Origin of the sequence: Staphylococcus massiliensis CCUG 55927, from assembly GCF_000298075.1 — a bacterium.
Lineage (GTDB): Bacteria > Bacillota > Bacilli > Staphylococcales > Staphylococcaceae > Staphylococcus > Staphylococcus massiliensis.
On record NZ_JH815593.1, the window covers coordinates 1477145 to 1504046 of the forward strand.

Here is a 26902-nt window from a genome sequence, read left to right on the forward strand (position 1 = left end):
CTTAATCCCTAACCATTCTGCAATAAATACATTTTATGATAAATGCCGCCTTGCTTAATCAATGATTCGTGGTTACCGCGTTCTACAATCTCCCCGCGATTAAGCACTAGAATATGATCGGCATTTTGAATGGTCGATAGTCTATGCGCTATAGCGATGGTCGTACGGCCCCTACGCATTTTATCGAGGGCCAGTTGAATCTGCTCTTCAGTTTCTGAGTCGATATTCGCCGTAGCTTCATCAAGTATCAAGATTTTCGGGTCCATAGCCATCGTTCTCGCGAAAGCTAAGAGTTGGCGTTCCCCGCTTGAAAAGGCAGCCCCTTTTTCGACTACTTTAAAGTCATATTGACCTGGCAAAGCTTCGATAAATTTATCTGCTTGGACAAATTCAGCTGCTGCCTTCACTTGTTGAAAGGTCATCTTAGGATGGTACAACTTAATATTAGATGCGACAGTACCGTAAAAGATAAAAGCATCCTGCAGTACTAAACCGATGCGACGTTTCAGTTCTTGTTTAGGGATGGCTTTTATCGAATGACCATCGATCGTAATATCTCCTTGGTCAAACTCGTAAAATCGCATAAACAAATTAACAATTGAACTCTTACCAGATCCTGTGTGACCAACTAGCGCAACGGTTTCACCTTGATTTACTTTAAAGGAAATGTTCCTTAATACATCGCGACTACCGTCATAACTGAACGTCACGTTTTTAAATTCGATGACGCCGTCAGTAATCGCGTAATCGGGGTTGGGCTTTTGCTTGGGTTCTAACGTGTCATCGTCAATTAACTTAAACACGCGACTCCCTGCTACAAGTGCACGCTGGAGGATGCTCAAATTCTGACTCACCTGGTTTATCGGTTCGATGAAATTCTGCATATATTGTAGGAACGCGTACACAAGACCAGCTGTAATCACGTGGTTGAAACTGAACACGCCGTAGTACCCTAGAATGAGCACCATCGAAATAATTGAAATCAATGAAATCGCTGGGCGTAAGAGTAGGCCATCTAGACGAATCGTTTTCATGTTAAAGCCATAATGTTCGTCATTCGTACGCTCAAACGCCCTGTGCAAGCGCTTTTCCTGATTGAAAGCCTGGATAATCTTCATGCCTTCGATCGATTCCGCAAGTTTCGCATTCAACATCGACAGTCGATGTCTCGCCTCTGAAAAGTAAATTGAGGCATACTTTCGATAAATGGCTAACGTTAAAATAATGATTGGAATGAAGATGAGTGAGATAAACGCGAGCTTCACGTCCAGCACAAACATCATTGTGTAACTCGCGATTACCATGAACACGGCCGTTATCGCCGTTGAAAAGACATAAATAAACATGTCGACAATTGCTTCGGTATCATTTGTAAGACGTGAAACGACACTACCGCCTGGAACTTTGTCGAAGTAACGCATACCGAGTCGACCGATTTTACTGAAGGCATCAATGCGTAGTTGTTGGATAACCTTAAGCGCGAGATATTCAAAGTAATACGTTTGAAGGTAAGCCGTTACTGCGCCGCCGATTTCAGCAAGGATAAAGATGCCGATGAGCAATGTGATTTCGTTCGGTGGAAAGTGGTCCTGCGTTAAATATTGATCGATGAAAATCTTGACCAAGAACGGTGACGCCATCATGCAGGCAGTCGAAATCGCAAGCATGATGAACGCGAGAATAATCATGCGTTTATGCGGCGACGTGTAAGCAAGTAATCGCTTTAAGACGCGTCCTTGCTCCTTTGCAGATAAGTTTATATTATGATCTTGTTGTTCCATCATGCTCACCTCCTTGCACAAGGTCGTCTAAGTCGTGCGTTAAAGATGCCTGTAACGCTTGTGCTTGGTACGTTTCGTAGTACCAACCTGCTTCTGCCATTAAGGTTTCATGCGTACTGCGCTCGATGATTCGCCCTTCATCCATCACGATAATGAGGTCCGCATGACTAATCGCACTCATGCGATGCGCGGTAATGATATTCGTCTTACCTTTACGCTCGTCGTGTAAGTTGTTCAGAATGCGTGATTCCGTTTCCGCATCAACTGCCGACAATGAGTCATCAAGAATCAGTACATCTGGATCTGTAATGAGTGCGCGGGCGATTGAGATACGTTGTTTCTGACCGCCAGAAAGCGAGACACCGCGCTCCCCGATAACTGTTTCATAGCCATCTGTGAACTGCGTGATATCGTCATGAATCGCACTTAGACGACTCGCCGCTTCGATGTGCGCTTGATCAATGTCCGGATTACTAAACGCAATGTTCTCGCGAATCGTCGTCGAGAATAGGAAATGATCTTGTGGCACGTAGCCGAACTTCGAACGTAATTTCGAAAGTTGATAGTCGCGAAGAGGTCGTTCGCCGTAAGTGATGTCACCCGGTTTCTCGGTATCAAATTCCCTCAGCAACAACCGTATGAGCGTACTCTTTCCTGACCCCGTTCGACCGACGATGCCAATCGTCGCCCCTTCTTCTACTTGAAAGCGGATATCTTTGAGTAAGGGCTTTTCATCACCCGGGTAATAAAATTGGTCAATATCATACGTAATCGTTCCTTGTGGCACCGCCTCCGTTTGAAAAGCCACGTCGATATCGCTCTCAGTGTTAAGGATCTCTTCAATACGTTCGTACGATGCGCGACCCTTTTGCACAATGTTAAAGAAGAACCCGAGCGCAAGTAGCGGCCAAATCATCATACTGAGATACGTCGTGAAGGTTACAAGCTGGCCGATCGTGATTTCGTCGTTGAAGACCATATGCGCGCCAAAGTATAACGACAGAAAGTAACTCGCGCCTACGACCAGCATAATTGTTGGGTCGAAAAACGCGTCGATCTTCGTCACACGGATATTTCGTTGAACGACATCGTTACTAAGTTTAACGAAGTCTTCGTGATCTTCATTCTCGTAACCGAACGACTTCGTCACTTTAATACCTGCGATACTTTCTTGAGCCTTGTCATTCAATTGGCTAAAGGCCTCTTGTGCCTTTCTAAAGGACGCATTGAGTAACTTACCGAGGTAACTCGTGATAATTACCATGAGTGGTAGTGGGATGATGGCGATCAGCATGAGCTTCGGACTAACGGTAACCGCCATTGAAATGAGAATCATACCGCCCATGACCATAGCGTCGACAATTGTAAAGACGCCGGGCCCCGCAGTCTGTTGCACCGCGTTAATATCATTTGTCGCATGCGCCATTAAGTCCCCTGTACGTCTTCTTTGGAAAAATGGCGGACTCATGGAGGTATATTTCTTGTAGAGCCGCGCGCGTAAGGTCCGCCCGAGGTTAAAGCTAGCTCCGAAAATGAAAATTCTAAATAAATATCTAAAACCGTATGTAAGGATACCCGTCGCGAGCAGTACCGCGAGTAGTAGCGTTAGTTTCTCGGGCGTTAACGTCTTAGTCGTAAGCGCGTCGATAACCCGCCCGATGATCTGCGGAGGTACGAGCTGCAAGAGCGCTATGAATACGAGCATCGTAATCCCGATTGCATACCGTTTCCACTCCATCTTGAAAAACCAACCTAATTTCTTAAAAACGATCATTCCGTCACCTCCTAGGAAAACTGTAGGTAAACGTTTTGTTGGGTTTGATACCGTTATAGGTGTATTCCGGTCGTTTACCATGAGTCTGTAAGTATAAGTTTACCACAATTTTCAGTTTTTTCAGATAATAGGTGGATGATGAAGGGGGCGGTGACTCGTTATGCGATTGTTTTTATTTTCTTTCGCATAACGGGGCCCTTATGCGATTGTTTTTATTTTCTTTCGCATAACGGGGCCCTTATGCGATTGTTTTATTTTTCTTTCGCATAATGAGGCCCTTATGCGATTGTTTTATTTTTCTTTCGCGTAACGAGGTCCTTATGCGATTGTTTTATTTTTCTTTCGCGTAACGAGGTCCTTATGCGATTGTTTTTATTTTCTTTCGCATAACGAATCTAGAGACTATATAAAGTATTGCGGCTCTTATGAAATTTATAGTTTTTCTTTAATAATACTCTGATAGTAGTATCATCTCCTTCTCCTAACCAGCTCTGTGCTTCTTTAGCCGTAAAGGGTTCGCCTTTTAAATAGTAAAGTTCATTTATGTTATACAAATACAGGTCTGCCCGGCGAAGTCGCGAATGACAGAACGTGCAGTCGACGTATTTCTTACGACGGCCGACGTAAATGTGCCCGACTTTCTTACAGCCCGGGCATTTAATTCCTGGTTTAACTCCTGTATACTTAATGGGCTTTTGCGAAAGTGGATAATGCCCCAGACTATGCGACTGTAATAAATCACGTGTTTGAAAGTCTTTCGTGATGGGCCTTTTGAAAAGGGAAGGAATCTTGTGAAGTTCGGTTGGAAGTAAAATATGATCGCGGTTCGGTATAGAACCGGTCAAAGTGAAGTTCGGGTTCGTGAAGACAAGGTGTGCGGACATTGGTAAATTGAGGCTCTCTTGTTGCAGAAGTTGTCGCAACGCGTTCGATTGCTTGGTTAATTGAGACAGCGGGTTCGGGATTCTAAAATCACTGGACGACCGTAAGTCCCCGCCTTCAAAGGTGTAATCACCAATAAAATGCTTGATTTCAAATAGTAAAAGTTGGTTGCGGTTGATGATGAGGAAGTCGATTTCTAGCGGATGATATGGATTGAAGTAAAAATTCTGTAGGTACGGTATACGAGGATGCACGGGTAATTGCTTCTGGAAAATGGCTTCACCCTCAAGACCCGCCTTAACCTTAGCAATCTTACTTTCGATCTCGAAATCGTCAACTCGCCCCTCTAAAGACAGCCAATACTGACTCGAGTGAAATGGCGCCATGGCGTCAGCTCCTTTACTTTAATTAAGCTTACTATAGCACCACCGCTCCCATTTGAAAAGCCCAATAGTTGTAATATGACACTTTCTCAAATACTGCATCACTACCCTTACAGAAAAATAAAATTTGACAATTCTCGAATTTCATTTTAACATTTAAGTAAATACTTAAATGATTAATTGTTCTCTTACTAAACACAAAACCCTTTAATAATTTAAGTATCTATAAACCTCATGACTAAACACTTAATTAACGAGATAGGAATGGTGAAAAATGCGCGATATTTTCAAAGCATTATCCGACCCAACAAGGCGAGGTATACTTGAACTTTTAAAAGAACAAAAGTTAACCGTAAGTGAAATTGCAGAGCACTTTGACATGAGTACGGCAAGTGTCTCCCAGCATCTAAAAATTCTTAAATTTAACGACCTCATCTATGCAGAACGAAAAGGTAAGTATATTTACTACCACTTGAACTTGTCAGTTTTTGAGGAACTGATCACTTGGGTAAGCAAATTCAACAATTAAGTAAGAAAGAAGGAAATTAACATGAAACTTAAACATTCAAAAATCGGTATTGTTTTCATTGTGTTAACATTAGTAGCTTGGTTAATTGCTTTACCATTTCTACCAACTGATGTGCCAATGCAATATACAAGCGATGATCAAGTTAATTGGAAAGCTCACAAATTTCTAGCGCCATTATTTTTCCTAGGACTAGCACTTTTAACGTATTTGATTGCTGCGACGAAAGGTCATTCAGAAACACGTAAAAATTCGCATGAGAACTTCACAAGTCTAAATAACTTTTTCCATGCGCTCGGTCCAATTATCGCATTCATTATTTCAATTGTAGTAATCTTCAACGCACTCGGTTTCAATATTTCAGTAAAATTATTTGCCCTACTCCTTGTAGGCTGTCTATTAATCATCATTGGCAACCTGCTTCAAAAGATTCCTCAAAACAAAATTATGGGTATTCGTAACAAATGGACTCTTAAAAATGAACGCGTATGGAAGAAAACACAGCGCTTTAGCTCACGACTATATATCATCATCGGTGTCTTATTCGTCATTTCCGCGTTCTTACCTGCCGCAATAGTAGGTATTTCATCAATCGTACTAATTCTAATTCTAGTCGCTGCGCCAATGTTATATTCGTACAAATTGTCACACTCGTCATAACGCATCCACGCATGCGCCCATTCTCCCCTACGTCCAAGCGCTTAATTATAAATGCGTCTTTAGGATGATGTAAATTTTATAAAATAAGGTATGATTCAGATAATCAATTAATACTCATTCATATAATTGTATACAACAATTTGAAATGACAGAATGGAGAGAATCGTATGTATAAAAAATGGATGACAAGTGGTTTAGTAGCTGCAATGTTGCTTGTACCAACGGCTGGCGTTGCGTCGGCAGAAGAGTTGAAGGAAGATATTTTCGTGCACGGTGCTGACTTAAATCAGTCACAACTGAACGAAACGAAATCGAAATTAAACGTTAAAGATAATACGAAAACTTACAATGTAACGACGTCGGATGTCGCGAAATACACGGGTAACCAAAACTTAGCTTATATTCACTCAAGCGTGACGATTCATCCGAAATCTTTTCGAAAAGGCATATCTGTAGAAATCACGACGCCTGAGAATATTACGAAAGTGACGAAAGCACAATATACAAACGCTGCAATCACAGCCGGTATTCAAAACGCCGACATTAAAATCGCGAGCGTCGACCAAGTAACTGGTGAAGGTGCTCTTTCAGGTATCTACAAGGCATACGAAGCTGAAGGCCACACGCTTGATATGAACGATATTCAAAATTCTCAATCTGAATTAAATCAATTATCGAATATCAGTCAACAAAACCAAGGTCAAAACGGTTATTCTGACGAAGCCTTAAACCATGCCGTTGCCGATATGAAACGTGAAATCGCGCAAGAAGTTCAGAAGAATCAGAACGTGTCGAATACAACGATTACAAATATCGTGAACACACACCTTGAGAACAATGGCCTGATCAACATTCTGAGCGACAATCAAATCAATCAGATCATCAACATTATGAATAATGTCGCAAATTCGAAAGCGATTACTGAAGATCCTAAAGCCTTCGAACAGCAAGCCAAGGATTTAACTGAACAAATTAAGAAATCATCTGGTGACCTCTTAGAAAAAGCCAAGTCACTAGATTCATAAGAAAATCGTAATTTATTACAACAAATCTGGGATGCTATCGTGAACTTCTTCAATAGCATTTGGAACTTTATTACGTCATTCTTTAAGTAATTAAAGAACATAAACCCTTTTATACTGAAAAATTGATTTGAAATGAACCACCTAGAATAGCGGACTCCTAGGGGTGGGCCCCGGCATATATTAAAGAACAAAGAAGCTCATGCTTCTTTGTAAGTTCAACCAACGAATTGGAAATTCGGGTTGAGCTTTATGCGTAAGCAAATTATCAAGCTAAGGAAGCCGGGGCTTAAGCGTGGTACAAAGTAGCATTGCTACTTTGTAAGTCCAACTAACGTATTGAAAATACGAGTTGGGCTTTACAGGAAAGCATACTATTCTAGGTGATTTTTAAATTTTTAAAAGTCCTTTTCCAAAAATATAAAAAAAAATAAAATCCCCTTAATAACATGTAACATTCATTCAAAACGATTTAGCACGATCATTAGCTTCAGAATTCAATGTGTAGCCCATACATTTGTCGTAAGCTTCGCTAAATCACTAATTAAAGAATGTAATCATCATGTGTTAAGGGGATTTCTTATATTATGATTCTTTCTCTGTTTGCATTAAGTTGTGAACGATTCCTTCATAGAAATCTTTCAATTCTTCATTCGAACGGTCTTTATCTAAAGCATCTTGACCTGTGAAGTCTGTATGATCAAAGCCTTGCATACTAGGCGTCACTTGCCAAATACCTTTTATCGGTGCATCAGGCGCTTCCACATTTTTAAACGCTTCGTCGCTCGGATGTAGCGCTGAAATTACAGACACTAAGCCATCACTTGGGCGCCAAGCTTTATCTTGATATCTACCGATAATATTACCAGTCAGACGGTGACCAATGTTCACACTCGGATCCACACGATGATTACCAAGCGGACCTTCATGCGTCGCTAAACCATTAAATGTACGATAGTAAATGTTAGGGTTAAGTGTCGTCTTCTGATTCAACTTCTCAGCACCCTCGCGTGTTAAATCATAAAGCGCTGTATCATTCGTCTTCCAAATCGGACTCTTGTCCGCACGTTTAGAATATTGAATGTAGTTCTCACCTTCACGTTGTTCAAGACCCCATTGCTTAAGTCCGAAGTCTAACTTAGAGTTACGATGGCCTTCGAATTTCGCCATTTCATATAATAAATGCTTAATAAAGTCTTTATTACCTACTTCATCTGAAACAACGGTGCCGTCGTGAGGCGTCGCAATCGTTGTAATTGATTTAACCATTTTGTCATGGTTACCTTCAAATAAAGGGCTAATTGGTTTACCCGTCTTTTCATGGAAGGCACGCTCCTCAGGACTACCGTGACGCAGATACTCTTCAAGGAGACGAATCGTTTGGCCACCCATACTATGTCCTACAAGATGCACTTTCTGACCAGGTTTCCAGTTCGGGTACACGCCTTTATACGTTTTACCAAATCGCGCGTGACCATACTTCTTAGCATGCGCCGCACCATAATCCACGCGACCACCTTTAATGTAGTAATACAGCTCAACAGCGCGGTCGTGGTTACTACCAAATGCACTGATACTCGCCTCGTGCACTTCATAACCTTCATGACCTAAATCATGCGCAAGCTTATACTTGTTGCCGCCCCAATAATTCATATTCATTGGTGCGTTATCGCCCACAAATCCTGAAAAGCCATGCACGAATATGAATGGATCTTTGTTCTTAAACTTACGCTCAAGGCCAATATTGCCGCCAGTTGATTCAATCGGTTTCTCGGCATTATCTTCAATATCTTGCATTGGAAGTTGACCGGGCTTGTCACTCGGTTTTAACGGCACAAAGTCCGTTGCGATGCCGTCTTGAGTCACCGTTTCAGATGATGAACTCTGAGCTCCATCTTGTTCCGCTGCATGTGTGTCGACCGTCGATGATAAAAATAAGCTCGATGATAAAACAGTTGCAGATGCGCCAAATAAACATTTTTTTAACCATTTCTTTTGAAAAGTACTTTTAATTTTCATCACTCTAATCTCCAATCTACATATAATAGCCAGTTGCTAATCCGACAATTACGATACGTTTATTATTCATTATTAAAATAATAAACTTTAGTTTGATTACTTTAAATTATTTATCCATTAAATAATTTAATATTAGCAACGATTGTTAACTTAGAGTGATATATTGCGTATATTATAGTAAATAATGCACGACTGTTGTGATAACTTACTTAGTGATAACATTTAGGCATTCTAAACTGTTTGGATTAGCGTGTTTAAACAAGTTAAAAATGCGAACATATCTCATCTCTTTACATAACCACTTTAAAAACAGACTAGACCATTGATACAATTCCTTAAATCTCCCCATAAAAAAACTACCAACAAAGCCAATACTTTGTTGGTAGCATATCTATTAACTAAGCGCTAGTGGTTAACTTAGAATAAACCTTTTGTTGTGTTGCTTGTATCGATATAAATGTTTTTAACTTGTTGATAGTTCTTGATAGCGTCTTTGTAAGTTTCACGGCCGATACCTGATTTCTTGTAACCGCCGAATGGAGCGCCTTCAGGTACTTGGTTGTAAGTGTTAATCCATACACGGCCTGTTCTTACGTTCTTAGCAATGTTTAACGCACGGTTGATATCTGTTGAGAATACACCGCCAGCTAAGCCGTATTCAGAGTCGTTCGCAATTTTGATTGCTTCTTCATCATCTTTAATTTTAATAACTGTTAATACAGGACCGAAGATTTCTTCTTGAGCAAGTTTGTTGTCGTTGCTGTCTACTTCGATAATTGTTGGTTCGAAGAAATGACCTTTATCTAAGCCATTGTCAGTGATGCGGTTACCACCAATTACGATGTTTGCACCTGATTCTTTAGCATAGTCAATGTAGCTTTGGATTTTATCAATTTGAGCTTTACCAGTTTGACTACCCATAGTCGTTTCCATGTCAGTTGGGTCACCAACTTTGATGTTTTCAAACGCTTCTTTTAAGCGAGACATAACGTCATCATATACATCTTCGTGTAATAATAAGCGTGAACCAGCACTGCAAACTTCACCTTGGTTGAATAAGATACCTAATTGAATACCTTCAATTGCAACGTCCATGTTTGCATCATCTAAAATGATGTTGGCACTCTTACCACCAAGTTCTAATGTTGCTGGTACGATACGTTTCGCACCTGCTTCAGCTACACCGTAACCAACGTCAGTAGAACCAGTGAATGATAATTTATCCACGTCTTCGTGATTGAAGATCGCGTCACCTGATTCAGAACCTTTACCAGTTACAACGTTTACAACACCTTTTGGTAATACTTCTTGGAAGATTTTAGCAAGTTCTAATAAACTTACTGGTGTTGATGAAGATGGTTGGATAACAACAGTGTTACCTGCTGCTAAAGCTGGACCTAATTTCCAAGCAGCTAATAACATTGGGAAGTTCCATGCTACTACTGCACCAACTACACCAATTGGTTCATGACGGATGATACTCATTGTGTGTTCATCCATGTCATTTACTGAACCTTCGTCAGTGTCTAATACACTTGCGAAATAGTTATAGTGTCTAGCTGCGAATGGAATATCAATCATTGAAGATTCGCGTAAAGCTTTACCAGTATTGATTGTTTCAGCCATTGCTAATTTATCTTTATTTTCAAGGATTTTTTGAGAGATTTCTTGTAACATTTGAACACGTTCAGTTTTAGGTTTCTTACTCCATTCAGGGAATGCAGCGCGTGCAGCTTTAACCGCTTCGTCTACATCCTCTTTACCAGCACGTGCAATTTTAGTAATAACTTCGCTTGTTGCTGGACTTGTAACTTCTAGTGTTTCGTTAGACTTACTTGGTACAAATTCACCGTTGATAAACATGCCATAGCTTTCTTGGATATAATCTTTAACATTTACTGCCATATCGTTCCAACCTCCATTAATTTGTATTTCAAGCGTTATCTATCTTTAATATTTGTATACTTATTTTCCTTTTCGAAAAGAGAGATCCTAAAGCGTCCGCAATCTCTCTTTCAATTCTATTCTAAATCGACAACACGCTTCCATCAAAAGTTGTGCTTTAGTCGTTAAGCGCGGCGAATGCCTTACTAATCTTTTCAAGTTTCTCAGGTGCATCTTGTTTCGCCATCTTGATTTCAGCTAAATGCATATAATCGCCTTTCGCATTAATTGCTTCGAACATGCGTTTTAAGTCGTTTGTTGACTCAACATCATGAACTTTAACTTGGTCTTTAGCACCAAACACTTCTGGAAGTTTCTTGTAATCCCACATTGGAATATCGTTGTAAGGTGCTGTTTCACCATGAATCTTACGTTCAACTGTGTAACCGTCATTGTTAATAACGAACAGCACTGGTTTGATTCCTTCTTTAATCATTGTTGAAATATCTTGAACTGTTAATTGAAGTGAACCATCACCAATTAGAAGTAAGTTACGGCGACCTTCGTCAGCAATTTGAGAACCTAATGTTGCTGGAAGTGTGTAACCGATAGAACCCCATAATGGTTGACCAATGAACGTATTATCTTTAGTTAAGCGTAAGCTATACGCACCAAAGAATGATGTACCTTGGTCTGCAAGGATAACGTCATCTTGACCGACGAAGTCTTTTAACATTCTGAAATAGTTTTCTTGCGTTAATGGTTCGTCGTTTAATGGCGCTTCACCTTCAATTGTAGGTTCGAATTCTGGGAAGTCATTGTCATTCTTGTAATCCATATCGTTTAAGCCTCTTAAGATATCAGGTAAACGAATGTCTGTTACTTTCTCATCACCGCATTTGAAATCGTGGTGATTTAACATAATCACTTCATCAAATTCGAATTCATAAGAGAAACCTGCAGTTGCAGAGTCTGTTAATTTTGCACCGATGTTAAGAATTGCATCACTGTTGTCAACGTACTCTCTTAGGTTAGGTTCTGCAACACTACCATCATACATACCAATGTAGTAGTCGCTTTCTTCATTAAAAGCCCCTTTACCTAGAGATAATTGCGCAACAGGAATTTGTTTCTCTTCAGCGAATTTGAGTAATTCATCATGAAGATCAAAGCTGTTAATCTCATGACCAGTTAAGATAACCGGTTTAGAAGCGTTTTCTAACTTGGCTTTTACCATATCGATATATTTAGAAACATCTTGTGCTTCTGGTAGTTGTGGTTTGAACGTTTCTTCAACTTCAATTTCTGATAACGCAACATCAATTGGTAAATGAAGATGAACAGGACGTTTCTCAGCGAGCGCCGCATTGATTAAACGCGGAATTTCAGTTGTCGCATTGTCAGTTGTGATATAGCCTTGATCTGTCGTAATTTCTTTGAACATTTTACGATAACTATCAAAGATACCTTCACCTAGTGAATGGTGTACATAGTTTCCAGCTTGTTCAGAAGCAGTTGTAGGCGCACCTGTGATTGCGATAACTGGCACGCGTTCTGCATATGAACCTGCGATACCGTTCACCGCACTGAGTTCACCTACACCAAAAGTCGTTACAAGTGCACTTAAACCTTTCATTCGTGCATAACCGTCAGCTGCGTAACTACCGTTAAGTTCATTTGTGTTGCCAACCCATTCTACTTTGTCGTGGCTAATAATATCGTCTAAGAATGCAAGATTGAAGTCACCTGGAACACCAAAGATCTTCTCTACATCCATTTCACTTAAGCAATCCATTAAATATTGTCCGACACGTCTTTTCAATGTATACACTCCTTTTATAGATTTTTAAGCTTTAAAATGTATTTAAATCATAATCATTAAAAAATCACTTTTATAAGCATTTTCCCTAATTCAAGGTTAAAGAAACATATTGAGAAATGCATGAAATCTGCCTATAGTTCACATTGAGTTCACAAAGAGTGGATATAGTACGAGTATAGAAAAAGAAAACGGAGGTATGATTTATGTTAAAGAAATTCGCATTTAGTTCAGCATTTTATACTGTCCTAGGCTTACTAGCAGGATTATTTTATAGAGAATTCTCAAAAGGTGAAAACTTCGAAGGTTATTCACAATTAAACGTTACACACGTTCACTTACTTGTACTTGGTACCGTGATGTTCTTAATCTTTTTACTACTTGAAAAGGTCTTCAAGTTATCTAAGCATAGTAAAGGTGCTACAAAAGCATTCTTCTGGATTTATCATTTAGGCTTACTTGTAACAGTAGCAATGCAATTTGTTAACGGCATTATGACAATGAAAGGATTAGAAGCAAGTCCAGCAATCGCAGGTATTTCCGGTTTAGGACACATCTTCTTATCACTTGCATTTATCTTCTTCTTCGTAAGCCTATTTAAATCATTAAAACATGATAAACAATAAAACTAATGAGGATTCGAGCCTTATGTGATGTTAAAGTCACATAAGGTTTTTTGTTTGAAACAGTGGTTTTATTAGAAATTCTTCTGGTTTTAAGTTAATATTTCTATTGAGTCACTTATAGTCACCTCTACAATTTTTCTTGGCCGATTACATTGTTTTAAAGTGAGCTATAAATGACTCTTTTTTATTGCATTATAAATTGGGGTTTAACGATTTCGATAAAGCTTTTGAAGTTTCGAGATCTTGAGACTTGATGACGGTTTACTCATCAAGTTTGAAACGCCCTGAGACTTGATTACGGTTTACTCATCACGTTTCAGACACCCTGAGACTTGATGGCGGTTTACTCATCAAGTTTCAACTCGCACCCCTACCTCTAAAACAACCCGTACCTTCAACCATCCCCCATTTTCAAAAATAAAAAAGTGAAGCAAGGTCAGAAACCCGCTTCACTATAATTTATATAAATAATGACGTATTGTTGATTTAGTTAGCGACTACATTAGTAGCTTGGTCACCGCGTTGGCCTTCTGTAATTTCGAATGCCACGGCTTGACCTTCTTCTAGAGTTTTGTAACCTTCACCGGCAATACCTGAGAAGTGAACGAAGATGTCGCCACCATTATCTTTTTCGATGAAGCCAAAACCTTTGTCTGCGTTAAACCATTTTACTGTACCGTTATTCATATAGAATACCTCCATGTGCTTTTGCACGAATATTTGTAATAAATTCATAATATAAAAAAGAGGATATTCTAAAAATACACTACGATTAAAAACATGAGCTTTTATTACTGATTTCAACTATACACCCTAAATTGATAAATGTATACATTTATTTACAAATTCACGTACTTTTCTTTTAAAAGGAGGGGCCTAACCGCACACAAAATTCCTACTTTCTTCTATTTAAAATAGCGTCACAACACTGTTTCAGGTGAGCACCAATCGACTTGAAAAATGCTCGAACTCGAAATCAATTTATTTTACTTTGCTGGCGTCGGAATTTGAATTGAAGTCGCTTTAACTTTGTTCTTCTTCGACACAGGTACGGTATACTGTTTCTTATTCGTCAAATCCACCAACGATAAATAATGACCTTTCCCAGCGCCTGTATCTAAAGCAAGGGAATGCTTCGTCACATGAACGTCCCCTTTATCACACCCGTAATGATACGTAGGAACATGGCCGTGAATCATAAATAGCGAACCTTTATAATATGTATCAATATTCTTTTTCTTATAACCTGTCACCTCAAGCGGCGACTGTTTTTTCAAAGATTTATCCTTATTAATACCCGCATGCACAAACAAGTACGGCCCAATTTTCTCCATTGTTGGCAACGAACATAAGAACGTGTGCCAAGCCGCCTTCTTTTTATCTTTAGATTTCATCCACTTAATTTCGTGGTTACCAAGTAGTGCCACGGCACCCTTTTTCTTTAAACGCTTCACAATTTTCAAAGTCCCAAACGAATCCTTACCATTGTTCACATAGTCACCAACGAGCACGAGCTTATCTTTCTTCGGGTTATACTTCGCCTCTTCTAACAGCGTTAACAATTTCTCACCATATCCATGAATATCTGAAGATACTAAAACGCGTTGCTTCATGACAGTCAACCTTCCTAATCCATCTTGATGCTTATAATCACTTTCTTTTTTTAAAAGCAAATTAATTAAAGTTATTTTATCACATTAAATTTTCCAATTGAATAGAATAAATATTTAATTTTTATTAAGATTAGAATCAAAAAGCAGTTAACTGTAAGCGCTTAAACACTCAGAATTTTGATAATTGTCAAAAATATTTAAGCATAAAGTAAGTAAAATCGGTTATATGTATAAGGTAAGAGCATTTAGATTTCTTACTTAAATCCAAGGGGGTTACAATTACATGTTTATTGAATCATTCAAAGGCGACATTTCTCGTAGTCCAAATTTACTAGACGAAGAGGTTAATGCCTTTACTGCACAAGATCACGTAGAACCAATCGAAATCCAAACAAACAGTTCAGCTTTCGATGGTAGCGTTTATTACGTGGTAACTGTCATTTACAATGAAAAGAAATAACTGCATATAAATAAAAATCGGGTTAAAGGTATATTTCTTTACTAAGATTCACACCTTTAACCCCTTTTTTATGTCAAGGATTCCTTCATATAATGATAACCGATTTCATAACCGTGCACGCTGTTTTTAATAATCGGACTCTTACTATCCTCACTCTGATGTCTCACATTTTTATGTGCCGCTTTAAAAACATCTGACTTAAGCCAATTTTTAAAGCAAGCTTCGCATTCCCAAATCGTTAAAATCTTAACTTCATCATGCGAATCGAGTTCTAACGTTTTCGTCACAAACATTCCTTTAAATCCTTCAACTGTTTCTATGCCTTGTCGCTTTTCAAAGCGTTTAATAATACCATCCGCACTGCCTTTGTCTAATTGTAAGCGATTCTCCGCCATATACATAGATGTCTCACCTCGGTGTCATTTTATATTACACTTTAAATATACGATAATTGAGAATTGTTATCAATTATTTTTGCGACTATTACACTAAATATCTTTTAGATTTTTAAACATAAATCATTAGAAATTAATACGCCCTCAACTTTTATGTGCTACGTTAACCTTAGTCAACGTTTAAATGACTTGATAATCTACATAGAGGAGCGACGTTTATGAAGAAAGTGAGATTAAGTTTAGCGGTACTCATGATGCTTGGTCTTGTTCTTACAATCATAACCCCTTTCGCAAAAGCCAATGATCATCAGTATCCGCAACTTACAGTAGGTAAAGACAAAAGCGAACGCAATTTTACTTGGTACCATCAAAGTGATGCACAAGGTTATATTCAAATAGCAGAGTCGAATGACGCAAAGGACTTTTCACAAGGGAAGACGATTAAAGGTGAAACCCACCAAGGCAGCAACGCTGGTCCGAATTATACGCAGGTGACGATGCCTGACCTTAAGCAGAACACGACGTACATGTATCGTTATTATAATGGCGAGAACGGTGAGAAGTCGGAGGTCCGTCACTTTGAAACGCATGATGATGGGAATACGAGTTTCATTGCAGTGGCTGACCCGCAGCTCGGTGCCTCTGGAGACCTTGGTTCTGACATTCAAGGATGGCAACATACGTTGAGCCAAATGCCTAAATTAAATGACTCGCCGAACTTTCTACTGAGTCTTGGCGACCAGGTGAATTGGCCGGACGACGAGGATGCTTATGCTGGTTTCATTGAGCAAAAGGACATGGAAAAATATGCGCTTGCACCAACTGTTGGTAACCATGATGCTTTAAACCGTACGTATTCTGAGCATTTCAAAGTGCCGAATAAACTTGAACATGGTCAAACACCTGCAGGTTCAAATTATTTCTTTGTGCAAAATCATACACTTTTCATTAATTTAAATGTTGAAAGCACAAATTATCGCGAACATGAAGCAACGATTCAGAAAGCACTTGAAGCAACCAAAGACCAAGATATTAAATGGAAAGTTGCCGTTTATCATCGCGGTCCATTCTCAGCAGGAAAGCATTCGAACACGCTAGCGACGAAAGACCGCCGCCAACATTTAGCACCGATGATGAATAAATATGGCATGGATTTAGTACTGAACGGCCATGATCATTCGTATGCGCGTAGCCACGTGATGAATGGTACTAACCCTGATGTGAAGTGGGATGAAAACGGTGACGCACCGTCGAATTATCAAGATCCTGAAGGACCGATTTACATCACGATGAATTCTGCGAGCGGCAGTAAGTTCTATGATTTAGTCGACAATCACGATTACTTAGCTAAGCGCGATCAAAGCGAGAAGCCGTCGTTCACGCGCGTTGACATCGACGATCAAGCTTTAAAAGTGAAGTCATACTTTGTTCCTGAAGGCGACCAACCTTTAGGTGAACCAATGGATGAAGTTACTATTCAAAAATAATGTTAAATAAGGAGCGGAACGCTTGGTGGCGTTCCGTTTCTTTATTGGAAGTGGGCTGGCGGTAAGGGATAGGGTAATGTCGGGTGGGCCCGGTTGGTTGAAACTTGATTAGGTTCTCGCCATCAAGTTTCAACAGCCTTGAGACTTGATTAGGTTTTCGCCATCAAGTTTCAAACGCCAGACGTACCACATCAGTCCTTAAAACGCTCACCAAACGGACGACCTGCAACCGACTAGCTACCGAACCTCAACTGTCCCTATTCCCTAAACCCCATAAATGTATCAAATTTAAGACAATTTCCATTTCTTATGTTTTAAAAACATTTTAAGTGATATTGTATTATCGGATTGTATGTCAAATACTGGTAACACGTACACGCTTATAAATTTCAGACCACGGTTGAGTGGTCTTTTTTAAAAGGAGGGCGCATATGCAACAACACAAACGACATCCAGATCCTGAGCTTGTGATAGATGTCATCTTGAAGGCAAGTCGAATCTTACTTGATTCAGGAGCTGAGACGACGCGTGTTGAGGAAACGATGTTCTACATATCTCGCGCGATGGGCTATCACCAAAGTCAAGGCTACGTCGTGAGTAACATGATTAACTTCTCACTTGAACACGGTCGCGACTCACGTATCCTAAGAATCGACGCTAACGGTACCGATCTTACGAAGATTCACCAAGTTAATGCGATTTCGCGTAAAATTTGTCACCATACATTATCGCTCGAGGAAGCCCACAGAGAACTTAAACGTATAGAGAAGAATAACATTCCTTATAAGTTCTCGACGGCAATCTTCTTTGCGGCAGTCATCTCATTCTGCTTCTTATTCTTACAAGGCGGTACATGGGCTGACGTTATCACAGCTGTCGTCGCTGGTACAATCGGTTTCATTGTTACTGAGAGTATTAAGAAACATTTCTTAATTCTATTCATTCCGGACTTTTTAGGTGCAGCTGCAGTCGGTATCATCACGTACCTTGGTCATAAACTGACGCCAGGAACCGATATCATGCCGGTGCTTATCGCAGGTATCATGCCGATTGTGCCGGGTGTCTTAATCACAACAGCTATTCAAGACTTGCTTGGTAGTCATATGATTATGTTTACAGCAAAAGCACTTCAAGCACTCGTTATCAGTTTCGCAATCGGTTCAGGCATTGCGATCCCATTATTCTTAAATTAAAGGAGGGAAACTCATGTCAATCCTAATTGTCATTGTCTTAAGTTTCATCGCGTCATTATCATTTATTTTCATTTTCAATGCGCCAAAAAGACTTGCCATACCGGCTGGCTTAGCAGGATGTTGTGGTTTCCTTGTGTCATATATTCTAGACACTTATTTCCACTGGGATCCAATGTACGCTAAATTCGTAGCTGGCCTGACTTTAGGCATTATCAGTCAAATTCTCGTACGCTTTTACAAAACACCGGTTATCAACTTCTTAGTTACAGGCATCATTCCGCTCGTTCCAGGTGCCATTTTGTCAAAAGCCACTGAGAAGCTATTCTCACTTGATTTCGCACAAGCGATTAATACATTTATTCATGGTATGTTAATTGCTGGCGCTATCGCATTAGGCTTAATTATCGCGAACACGATTGCACGTGTACTTCGCTTTAACTTATTACTTAATCGTGAAGACCGCCCAGAGTCTTACTAATACAAATAACGCCCGTAAGTGTTCAACCGCACTTACGGGCTTTTTTAATTCAAAATATATTAGATTGTAGCAAGTTTTAAAGGTATTTAACTCTTAATCATACGTTAATACTTCGTTTAAAAAATACCAATGCTTTAATTTCCTAATAGCGGACTCCTAGGGGAGTAGCGTGAGTCTGGAGACTACAGGCTCCAGACTCACGCCCCAGGAAAGCATGCTATTAAGGAAATTAAAGTGCTTTTTTCATGGGTTAGATAATGATATTGTCGATTAAACGAGCTTTACTAAACTTAACAGCTAGCGAGATAAATACACGATCCTCAATGTGCTCAACCTTCTCAAGCTCGGGATAACGATAAATCTCAACTTCAACAACATCGCCTGAAACATGTTCTTCTAAATACGTCGTAATGTAGTCAATAATTACGTCCGCACGCGTTTCACCCGCTTCAATCTCAGCCTTCGCTTTTAATAACGATTGATGGAGATGTGGCGCTTCCTGTCGTTCTTCTGCCGTCAAATAGACGTTACGCGAGCTCTTCGCTAGACCATCTGACTCACGAATAATATCCACGCCGCGAATCTCGACAGGATGATTGAACTCCTGAACCATCTTTTCAACGATAGCTAATTGCTGGGCATCTTTCTTACCGAAATACGCTCGCGTAGGGTTCACGATATTAAATAATTTATTGACGACCGTGACCACCCCTTCGAAATGCCCGGGTCTCAGACGTCCCTCTAACACAGATGACATCGATTTAATCGAAATTAGCATTTCGCGTTCGCTTGGATACATGTCTGAAACAGATGGATAAAAGACATAGTCCACACCTGCAGAGGCTGCTTGTTCTAAATCCGCTTCAATATCTCTCGGATATGACTCGAAATCCTCATTCGGCCCAAATTGTAATGGATTCACGAACACGCTTGCGACACTGAGGTCATTTTCCTTATGTGCCATACGCATCATTGTTAAATGACCATCGTGAAGCGCACCCATTGTTGGTGTGAAACCAATCGTAAGACCTTGGCTACGCTTTTCAAGCATTAACGCTTGCATCTCCTTAACTGATTTAATACATGTTGTCATAACGTTCACGCTCCCCTTCTTCCATACGCGCCTTAAATGAATGCTGAGGCTCTGGAAATGCTTTATGCTTCACGTCTTCGTGATACTGACGCAGTGCCTCGACGCCGTTTGAAAAGTCACCATAGCGTTTCACGAACTTCGGCTTGAAATCAACACCATAATTTAAGACATCGTGATACACCAACACTTGTCCATCCGTATCCGGCCCAGCGCCAATCCCAATCACAGGAATACGCAATTGCTCGGTTATAAAAGCCGCAACATCTTGAGGTACCGCTTCAAGCACTAACATAACTGCACCATCATCTTCCATGCGCTTCGCCTCATCAATTAATTTACGTCTTGTCGCCTCAGACTGACCTTGAACTTTAAAACCTGTAAGTCCTACACTTTGCGGCGTCAAACCTAAGTGACCGACAATTGGTATGCCGATTTCCTGACACCCTTTGATAAAGTCACTTGTGTGCGCACCTTCAACTTTAAGCGCATTAGCATGTGTCGCTTGATACAGTTTGACCGCACGTTCGATAGCTACGTTTGTATCTCGCGCTACTGCGCCAAATGGCATGTCTACAACCATAAATGTATCTGGCGCGCCACGTCTCACTGCTTTACCATGATGTATCATGTCGTCTAAAGTTACAGAGACTGTGTCGTCATACCCTAAAACCGTCATGCCAAGCGAATCCCCTACTAGCACAATATCAATACCTGCTGCTTCTGCTTGTTTCGCACTCGGATAATCGTACGCCGTTAACATTGATATTTTTTCGAAATCATTTTTAAATCGATAAAAATCTTTTAGAAACTTCAATTGAATCCCCTATCTTTATATTCGTAATTAATTTATAATTTAATTATCATTTTAACACTGAAAGGTGATTATCTCATATGAAAACGTTTGCAGTGATTGGACCTGGTGCAGTGGGTACAACGATTGCGAAAGCAATACAAGATTCAGGGCTAGACTTGACGCTTTATGGTCGCGAAGACAAGAACGTGATCTTAGAGGACTTTTCAAGTGGGGAAGAAACGAGGCTACGTGTGAAGGCATTGAATCAAGCTACGGAACACGTTGATGTTATATTTATCGCTGTTAAGGCGCCGCAACTTCAAAGCGTGCTCGACGATTTGCCACGGCTCTGTCATCAGGATACGTGCGTCGTTCTGTGCCAGAATGGTATGGGGCAGCTTAAGCATCTCAGCTCGTACAACGCGTACCATGCCGTGATTTATATTAGTGGTCAGAAATCAGGTGATCACATCACGCACTATAGGGATTACGATATTCATGTTCAGAACACGAAGACCACTTCCCATTTAAAAGCCACGTTGCAACACAGTGCGCTTAACGTTCATTTAAGTGATGATGTAGCGCGTAAACAGTGGTATAAGCTACTCGTTAATATTGGCATTAACTCTGTTACGGCGTACTACGCGGAACCCGCTTCCGTGCTTAAGAACAAGGAAGCATATCACATGACGAAAGCTTTGATTCAAGAAGGATTCAATGTTGCAGTGGCGCAAGGAATCGACTTTGAAGACACTATCATGACTAAAATCATGCGGATTTACGAGGGGTACCCAGATGAAATGGGCACAAGCATGTACTATGACATCATAAATAAAAGACCTCTAGAGCTAGAGGTCATACATGGTTACGTGCGTCGCGTCGCTCATATTAACGAAGTTTCGACACCGACGCTCAATAAGGTTTATCATGATTTGAAAGATACTGAAAAACGTTACTTGGAGGTATAAATCTTGGATAATGAAACACTATATAAGAGCGTTATAAACATATTGTTAGTTTTAACTATAATAAATTTTGTTAATTTACTTCTAAACCCGAACGAATCTATAAAAGTTACGATTTCGCTAATCATTTTCGTACTAATCATTTTACTAGCGGTTGGTTCATTCATATATGTTCGAATGAAGTCGTGATGTCAGACGTTTTTAGGCATAATGTAATAGAAAAGTAGGATCGCGATGAGTACAAACATCACGATTTTAATACCCATTATAATTGTTAAAAGTGATCCCGGCACAAAACTTTGGACAAGTAGTGCTGGGATCATTAATATGATTAAAGTGATGATTAACACCCTAAACCACTTTGACATCACATCCACCATCCCTATTGATCAAAGTATTTTAAAAGATATTTCACAAAAATTGGCGTGTAAATATAGCGATACCCTTTAAACGTAGGATGCGCATCATCAGCCATCATCGTTTTGTCTTTCTTCGCCATTTTATTCGCACGTTTATGATGCTTGATATCGATAATGTCGAAGCCCCACTTATCACTTAGACGGTAAAGCGTCTCGATTAAATATTCATAGTAAGGGTCGCTTTGTCGTAAGCATGTACAAAAGATGAGCTTACAATCCCATCTGTTATAAATATACGCGATAATATACTCAATCGCCCCGATCGTCGTTTCAACGTCGAAGTCTTGAATGTGTTTCGATTCGATAATTTCCCCTAAATGTCTATCAAATCGACCGTCATTCGTTGATAACTGACACACGAAGGCATCAAGATGCTTCACGTCTTTGAAGTCATCTCGAAGTCGCATCACATAACTTTTACCGTATCGACTCGCAACGTTACCTGAGAGCGTCGTCCCAGACTTCGCGGACTTATGCGTATTCACGCCGTACTCTTCCCTTAAATACTCTACAAATGACTGTCCGCGCGATACTGCCCCGTAGGTTACTGAAGATCCTAAGAAGGCAATCTCCTTGTGAGATAAAGCTGTTTCACGTCTAAATTTCTTGTTCGGTCTGAACTTGTATCGATTCCCTTTTCGAATACGATTCGTATTTTTTAAAAGAACAACCGCTTGTTTAACAAGCTTCACGTTTTGGCCAATCCTCTTTGAGACTGTCACAAATCTCTCCCCCTGATGAATGCACTTTTATCATTAAAATGTTTATTAACACATTCAATATTATCAAATTAATTCCTAGATAACAAAGATGTTAAACATTGTGAAAACGTGCGTTTGAGGGCTTTTCAAAATGATAAATAATCATGAAATGATTTAAAAATTATTCCTTCTTAACGAATAAATGAATTAAAGGTGCGATTATAAATAAGATAAAGAAGATTCTAAAGATGTGGTAACTTGAAATCATTGCGACGTCGGCATGTGTTGCGATTGCGATAATCACGATTTGTGTCATGCCACCTGGTGCCGCACTTAAGAAGAGTTGGTTGATACCATGTTCGCTGAAGATGTTGATGATAAATACGAGCACCACCGACACGAGAATGAGTGTAATATTTTGAAAAGCAATTGCGATGGCGATGCGCCCATGAAGTTGATTGAGTAATTCTGAAATTTGTTTACCTATACGCACCATGTAGAAGATTTGTGCAAGCGCCATTAACCAATTATCGACGGTGAAATTGATATCTGTAATGAGGTTCCAAACCATCATCACGACAATTGGCGCAAGTAGATAGCGCGTTGGGAATTTGATCTTCTTCATGATGTAGTACGTGATCGCGATACCAATGCCTATAATGATAAGTTGAGGTAGGTTGATGACTTCTGTAAGCGGTTTGATGTCTGGTTGACTGGATGCCTCGCCACTTGGTTCCTTGAAGAAAAAGGACAATAGCGGTACTAGGACGACGACGAATAACATACGAGATGTTTGAGTAAGTCCGACGACTAAAATATCCGCACGTTTATTCTCCTCAGCCATCATAAGCATTTGACTGATGCCACCAGGTACGACGCTTAAAATCGCCGTTTCAAAATTCACTTTGCCGATTCGTTTGAAGCCTATTGCGATGATGAAAGCTGATAATATAATTAAAAGTGAAACGAGTATGATGAGGATTAAATCGTTTTGGATGTCTTTTAGAACCCTTTTGGTAAAAGTCGTGCCAATTTCGAGCCCTAAAATAATGAGCCCTAAGTTACTGAGCCAGTTAGGCCATTTGCTGAGATCGAGTTTAAAGATTTTAATGCAAATGATGCTGGCGATGATAGGCCCGAACATCCATGGAAGCATGATATGAAGCCCGTTTAGAATGCCTCCTATTAAAAGAGATAATATGATAACAATCATGATGTTTAAATATTGTTTAAGCGCGTTGCTTTTTATAGACATACTTCCCTCCTCTAAAAAGACTAATGAGAGGCTAGCATAACATCTAAAGGTTAATTTAATATAAAGATTTAATTTAAAAATATGTAATTTAATTGAAAATTAGAAATAATTTAGAGGGAATAAAAGATGAGGATTGGTGTTGCTACATTAGATTACTTAGATAGCATTATCTTTTCATAAAAGTTTTATATATTATTTTATTTAAGTTTTGTGAATGATATTGATTTTAAATTTTAACGATGGTAATTTTTATTTGGTAAATGTTTTATTTACTAAATATTTTATAGGAGTTGTAGCTTTATGAAAAAACAATTTATTTTAGCATCTGTTGTTACTCTTGGTGTAACCAGCTTAGGCTTAATGGGTCACGCTAACGCTGATTCATCTAAATTAAACGGTGGATCTGAGAACGTAAATCATTATCACGGTTTAAAATCTTCTAATACATATGATGATAAGGCGTCTATACAATCAATTCAGCAAGGTAAAAAATCAGGCGGTTATTGGGTTCGCGGAACTACAAGCAAAAATGTTAAATCTAAATATAAACACTACACTCATAAAGGTCACGCTTCAGTAATCAATGGTAAAGGTGATACAAGAAGTGGTGGTTGGAAAGCAATCGGAGTATGGTCTAGCGCAGTACTTAAAAAAACAAAACACGGTAATAAAGCTTTTTATGACCATACTTAAATTAACTTATAACTAAGTAAGGGGCTGGGACAAAAATCGTGAAATAGAGCATTTAAGCTTTATTTCATACAATTCTCAAAACAGCTGACTCAGAGGGCGGGGCCCCGGCAAAGAAATTTGCGTAGCAAATTAACAAGCTATGCAAGCCGGGGCTCTTTATTATGATCAAAGAAGCCTGAGCTTCTTTGTAAGTCCAACTACCGTATTAAAAATACGAGTTGGACTTTAGAAGACTACAGGATCCGGCCATGCCCCAGGAAAGCATGCTGTTAGAGAGAATTGTAGTAATATGTCCCAGCCCCTTCAATGAAAGGTATTCATTTATGAAGAAAATCATCACTTTTTTACTTATTTCTCTAACTTTAATGGTGAGTTTAGTCGTCACCAATATTGCTAAAGAGACATCCCTTTACAACTTAATTATGAAAGACCACGATAAGTTCGTATACAACAATCCTGGACGTGAACTGAAGCATACCCAACATGCCACAATATATTTTAACGAGGTTACAAAAAAGCATAACGTTGGATTAACCAAAGTAACTTATCTTAATAATCATCGTATATTGTTGAACACTAACGAATCACGATTGTTAAAATTACGAGATCAGAATCACAATATTCACCTATTTGATCGTACATTACATATTGAAGTTCAAGATTTGAAATCAACACAACATTTCTCACCAGTCGGTACATACTTTATAAATGGCACCACAAATGATAAGAAACAAGTTTTAGCGCTTATCAATCAAAATGTCGGTGACACAATCAATGAAGACAGTGAACATTTACTTTCATATTTAACTTTAGATCAATATACATTATCGCTTTTAGGTTTGTTAACTTTACTTTTAGTTATTGTTTTATGTCATTACTTACAAAGAAATAAAGCGCATTTCAAAACTTTATCGGACCTTGGTTATTCAATTAAAGACTTACTTAAATACACTTTTAGAGATTTAAAAACCACGCTTATTATATAATGTTTTATTATCAATCATTATCACGATTTTAGCTTATTTCATCATTTATAAAGATACACATTTCATATACATATTTCTAATCGTGATGGCGACAATATTTGTCACTCTATGTTCTTTTTACCTTATTATTATTTTCAATTTGATTATATTTAATAGAAACTCTTATACCAATCATTTCAAAATGAATGTCCATTTAGTGATTTATAGTTATATACTTTTAACTATTGTGATGGCCATATTTTTCACTACATCTGTACATGCTGTTATGGCACATCGTCATGAGATAGCAACTAAAAGTGATACTTTTGACAGTTGGCGCAACACCAGAAATACATATCAACCTAATGTACAGGACAATGGTGTTACATATGATAAGGATTTAGAAATGATGCGCGATCGTAAGCTTGAGGACCTTTTCAAGAGTGAAGATAATCCAGGTTTCTTAATTGATACGGAGAATTTTACAGGTGAAAATGAAAACGACCCGCTATATGCGATGAATGAAATTGAGAATAGAGATATAGAGCCAGATGGTAAAACAATCACCGTCGACCGTAATTATTTAAAACGTCACCATATTATAGCTCAGGATGGTCTAGATGTTCTAAACCTATTGAAGTATGATTCTAAAACACGTAATCTCTTAGTTCCTTCTAAATTTAAAAAGTATGAAAAGACCATTATTCATAACTTTAAAGATGATTTTAAATTTAAGCGTACTTTAAAAGACAATTATAAAAAAGATCAAACACCTGTGCGAATCAATATAATCTATGTGAAAAACAGCTCACAATACCCTACTTATAACAAGGACATTGGCGGAAATGATAATAAAATTAAAGCTCCAATAGCCATTGTAGAAACATGGAATACGCATATACGTAATTACCAACATTACATTACAGAGAGCTACTTTTTCGAAAGTCATAGACACAATCCTTTTAACAGTCTTAGTCCATTGTTAAATCAATTTGATTTAAAAGACGATATTAAAA

The 26902-nt window shown here is 39.0% G+C and carries 23 protein-coding genes and 2 pseudogenes; 12 read left to right on the plus strand and 13 right to left on the minus strand.

Going from position 1 to position 26902, the window contains the following annotated elements:
* Positions 1-8: 8 nt before the first annotated feature.
* From A33S_RS0107285 to A33S_RS0107295, 3 genes are all read right to left on the minus strand, one after another.
* Positions 9-1781: an ABC transporter ATP-binding protein gene (locus tag A33S_RS0107285; protein WP_017176686.1), complete on the minus strand. Its 1773-nt coding sequence runs from the start codon at positions 1779-1781 to the stop codon at positions 9-11.
* Positions 1762-3555: an ABC transporter ATP-binding protein gene (locus tag A33S_RS0107290; RefSeq protein WP_017176687.1), complete on the minus strand. Its 1794-nt coding sequence runs from the start codon at positions 3553-3555 to the stop codon at positions 1762-1764. The genes A33S_RS0107285 and A33S_RS0107290 overlap by 20 nt, the downstream gene beginning before the upstream one ends.
* A 395-nt stretch (positions 3556-3950) precedes the next feature.
* A complete protein-coding gene (locus A33S_RS0107295; protein ID WP_009382290.1) occupies positions 3951-4823 on the minus strand; it encodes a nuclease-related domain-containing protein in 873 nt (290 codons plus the stop codon).
* Positions 4824-5094: 271 nt separating this feature from the next.
* Between A33S_RS0107295 and A33S_RS0107300 the strand changes: the two genes are divergently transcribed.
* The 3 genes and pseudogenes from A33S_RS0107300 (at position 5095) to A33S_RS0107310 (ending at position 7121) form a co-directional block, all read left to right on the plus strand.
* Entirely contained in the window at positions 5095-5349 is a 255-nt protein-coding gene (locus tag A33S_RS0107300; RefSeq protein WP_009382291.1) for an autorepressor SdpR family transcription factor, read from the plus strand.
* Between the two features lie 21 nt (positions 5350-5370).
* On the plus strand, positions 5371-6006 hold the full coding sequence (locus A33S_RS0107305; RefSeq protein ID WP_009382292.1) for an SdpI family protein: 636 nt from the start codon (positions 5371-5373) through the stop codon (positions 6004-6006).
* Between the two features lie 167 nt (positions 6007-6173).
* Positions 6174-7121: pseudogene (locus A33S_RS0107310) on the plus strand (DUF1002 domain-containing protein).
* 492 nt (positions 7122-7613) lie between these two features.
* Here the strand turns inward: A33S_RS0107310 and lip are convergent.
* The 3 genes from lip to A33S_RS0107325 all read right to left on the minus strand — a co-directional run bounded on the left by lip (position 7614) and on the right by A33S_RS0107325 (position 12753).
* Positions 7614-9047, minus strand: a complete 1434-nt coding sequence (gene lip, locus A33S_RS11710) for a YSIRK-targeted triacylglycerol lipase (protein ID WP_009382294.1) — start codon at positions 9045-9047, stop codon at positions 7614-7616.
* Between the two features lie 417 nt (positions 9048-9464).
* The gene (locus A33S_RS0107320; protein ID WP_009382295.1) at positions 9465-10952 is read right to left on the minus strand and encodes an aldehyde dehydrogenase family protein; all 1488 of its coding nucleotides are present in this window, start codon (positions 10950-10952) and stop codon (positions 9465-9467) included.
* A gap of 157 nt (positions 10953-11109) precedes the next feature.
* Positions 11110-12753: an alpha-keto acid decarboxylase family protein gene (locus A33S_RS0107325; RefSeq protein WP_009382296.1), complete on the minus strand. Its 1644-nt coding sequence runs from the start codon at positions 12751-12753 to the stop codon at positions 11110-11112.
* A 203-nt stretch (positions 12754-12956) separates the two neighbouring features.
* On the opposite strand from A33S_RS0107325, the gene A33S_RS0107330 reads away from it, so the two are divergent.
* Complete coding sequence (locus A33S_RS0107330) at positions 12957-13376, plus strand: DUF2871 domain-containing protein (RefSeq protein ID WP_009382297.1); 420 nt, start codon at positions 12957-12959, stop codon at positions 13374-13376.
* A 486-nt stretch (positions 13377-13862) separates the two neighbouring features.
* Here the strand turns inward: A33S_RS0107330 and A33S_RS0107335 are convergent, their stop codons facing one another.
* The gene (locus tag A33S_RS0107335; protein ID WP_009382298.1) at positions 13863-14063 is read right to left on the minus strand and encodes a cold-shock protein; all 201 of its coding nucleotides are present in this window, start codon (positions 14061-14063) and stop codon (positions 13863-13865) included.
* A gap of 299 nt (positions 14064-14362) precedes the next feature.
* Positions 14363-14989: a metallophosphoesterase gene (locus tag A33S_RS0107340; RefSeq protein WP_009382299.1), complete on the minus strand. Its 627-nt coding sequence runs from the start codon at positions 14987-14989 to the stop codon at positions 14363-14365.
* Between the two features lie 283 nt (positions 14990-15272).
* Between A33S_RS0107340 and A33S_RS12235 the strand changes: the two genes are divergently transcribed.
* Positions 15273-15449 (plus strand): hypothetical protein, encoded by a 177-nt coding sequence (locus A33S_RS12235; protein WP_017176688.1) that lies wholly within the window; start codon positions 15273-15275, stop codon positions 15447-15449.
* A 68-nt stretch (positions 15450-15517) separates the two neighbouring features.
* Here A33S_RS12235 and A33S_RS0107350 read toward each other — a convergent pair whose 3' ends face one another.
* Positions 15518-15850, minus strand: a complete 333-nt coding sequence (locus A33S_RS0107350) for an antibiotic biosynthesis monooxygenase (RefSeq protein WP_009382300.1) — start codon at positions 15848-15850, stop codon at positions 15518-15520.
* Between the two features lie 212 nt (positions 15851-16062).
* Between A33S_RS0107350 and A33S_RS0107355 the strand changes: the two genes are divergently transcribed.
* From A33S_RS0107355 to A33S_RS0107365, 3 genes are all read left to right on the plus strand, one after another.
* Positions 16063-17331, plus strand: coding sequence for a purple acid phosphatase family protein (locus tag A33S_RS0107355; protein WP_017176689.1), 1269 nt, complete (start codon positions 16063-16065; stop codon positions 17329-17331).
* 431 nt (positions 17332-17762) lie between these two features.
* Positions 17763-18524 (plus strand): threonine/serine exporter family protein, encoded by a 762-nt coding sequence (locus tag A33S_RS0107360; RefSeq protein WP_009382303.1) that lies wholly within the window; start codon positions 17763-17765, stop codon positions 18522-18524.
* 13 nt (positions 18525-18537) lie between these two features.
* Positions 18538-19002, plus strand: a complete 465-nt coding sequence (locus A33S_RS0107365) for a threonine/serine exporter family protein (protein WP_009382304.1) — start codon at positions 18538-18540, stop codon at positions 19000-19002.
* Positions 19003-19252: 250 nt separating this feature from the next.
* Here the strand turns inward: A33S_RS0107365 and panC are convergent, their stop codons facing one another.
* Positions 19253-20095 carry a pantoate--beta-alanine ligase gene (panC, locus tag A33S_RS0107370; protein WP_009382305.1) on the minus strand — a complete coding sequence of 281 codons (843 nt, stop codon included), beginning with the start codon at positions 20093-20095 and terminating at the stop codon, positions 19253-19255.
* Positions 20079-20909: a 3-methyl-2-oxobutanoate hydroxymethyltransferase gene (gene panB / locus A33S_RS0107375; protein WP_017176690.1), complete on the minus strand. Its 831-nt coding sequence runs from the start codon at positions 20907-20909 to the stop codon at positions 20079-20081. The genes panC and panB overlap by 17 nt, the downstream gene beginning before the upstream one ends.
* 77 nt (positions 20910-20986) lie before the next feature.
* Here panB and A33S_RS0107380 point away from each other — a divergent pair, with 77 nt between their 5' ends.
* The gene (locus A33S_RS0107380) at positions 20987-21856 is read left to right on the plus strand and encodes an oxidoreductase (protein WP_009382307.1); all 870 of its coding nucleotides are present in this window, start codon (positions 20987-20989) and stop codon (positions 21854-21856) included.
* A gap of 379 nt (positions 21857-22235) precedes the next feature.
* Here A33S_RS0107380 and A33S_RS0107395 read toward each other — a convergent pair whose 3' ends face one another.
* Together A33S_RS0107395 and A33S_RS0107400 are read right to left on the minus strand one after the other, a co-directional pair.
* A complete protein-coding gene (locus A33S_RS0107395; protein WP_009382309.1) occupies positions 22236-22994 on the minus strand; it encodes an SGNH/GDSL hydrolase family protein in 759 nt (252 codons plus the stop codon).
* Positions 22995-23154: 160 nt separating this feature from the next.
* A complete protein-coding gene (locus A33S_RS0107400; RefSeq protein ID WP_017176692.1) occupies positions 23155-24228 on the minus strand; it encodes an AbrB family transcriptional regulator in 1074 nt (357 codons plus the stop codon).
* A gap of 300 nt (positions 24229-24528) precedes the next feature.
* On the opposite strand from A33S_RS0107400, the gene A33S_RS0107405 reads away from it, so the two are divergent.
* From A33S_RS0107405 to A33S_RS12370, 3 genes and pseudogenes are all read left to right on the plus strand, one after another.
* Positions 24529-24921, plus strand: coding sequence for a lactococcin 972 family bacteriocin (locus A33S_RS0107405; RefSeq protein WP_017176693.1), 393 nt, complete (start codon positions 24529-24531; stop codon positions 24919-24921).
* A 323-nt stretch (positions 24922-25244) separates the two neighbouring features.
* Positions 25245-25907 (plus strand): hypothetical protein, encoded by a 663-nt coding sequence (locus A33S_RS0107410; protein WP_009382314.1) that lies wholly within the window; start codon positions 25245-25247, stop codon positions 25905-25907.
* 388 nt (positions 25908-26295) lie between these two features.
* Positions 26296-26902: pseudogene (locus A33S_RS12370) on the plus strand (DUF1430 domain-containing protein); the annotation flags it as partial.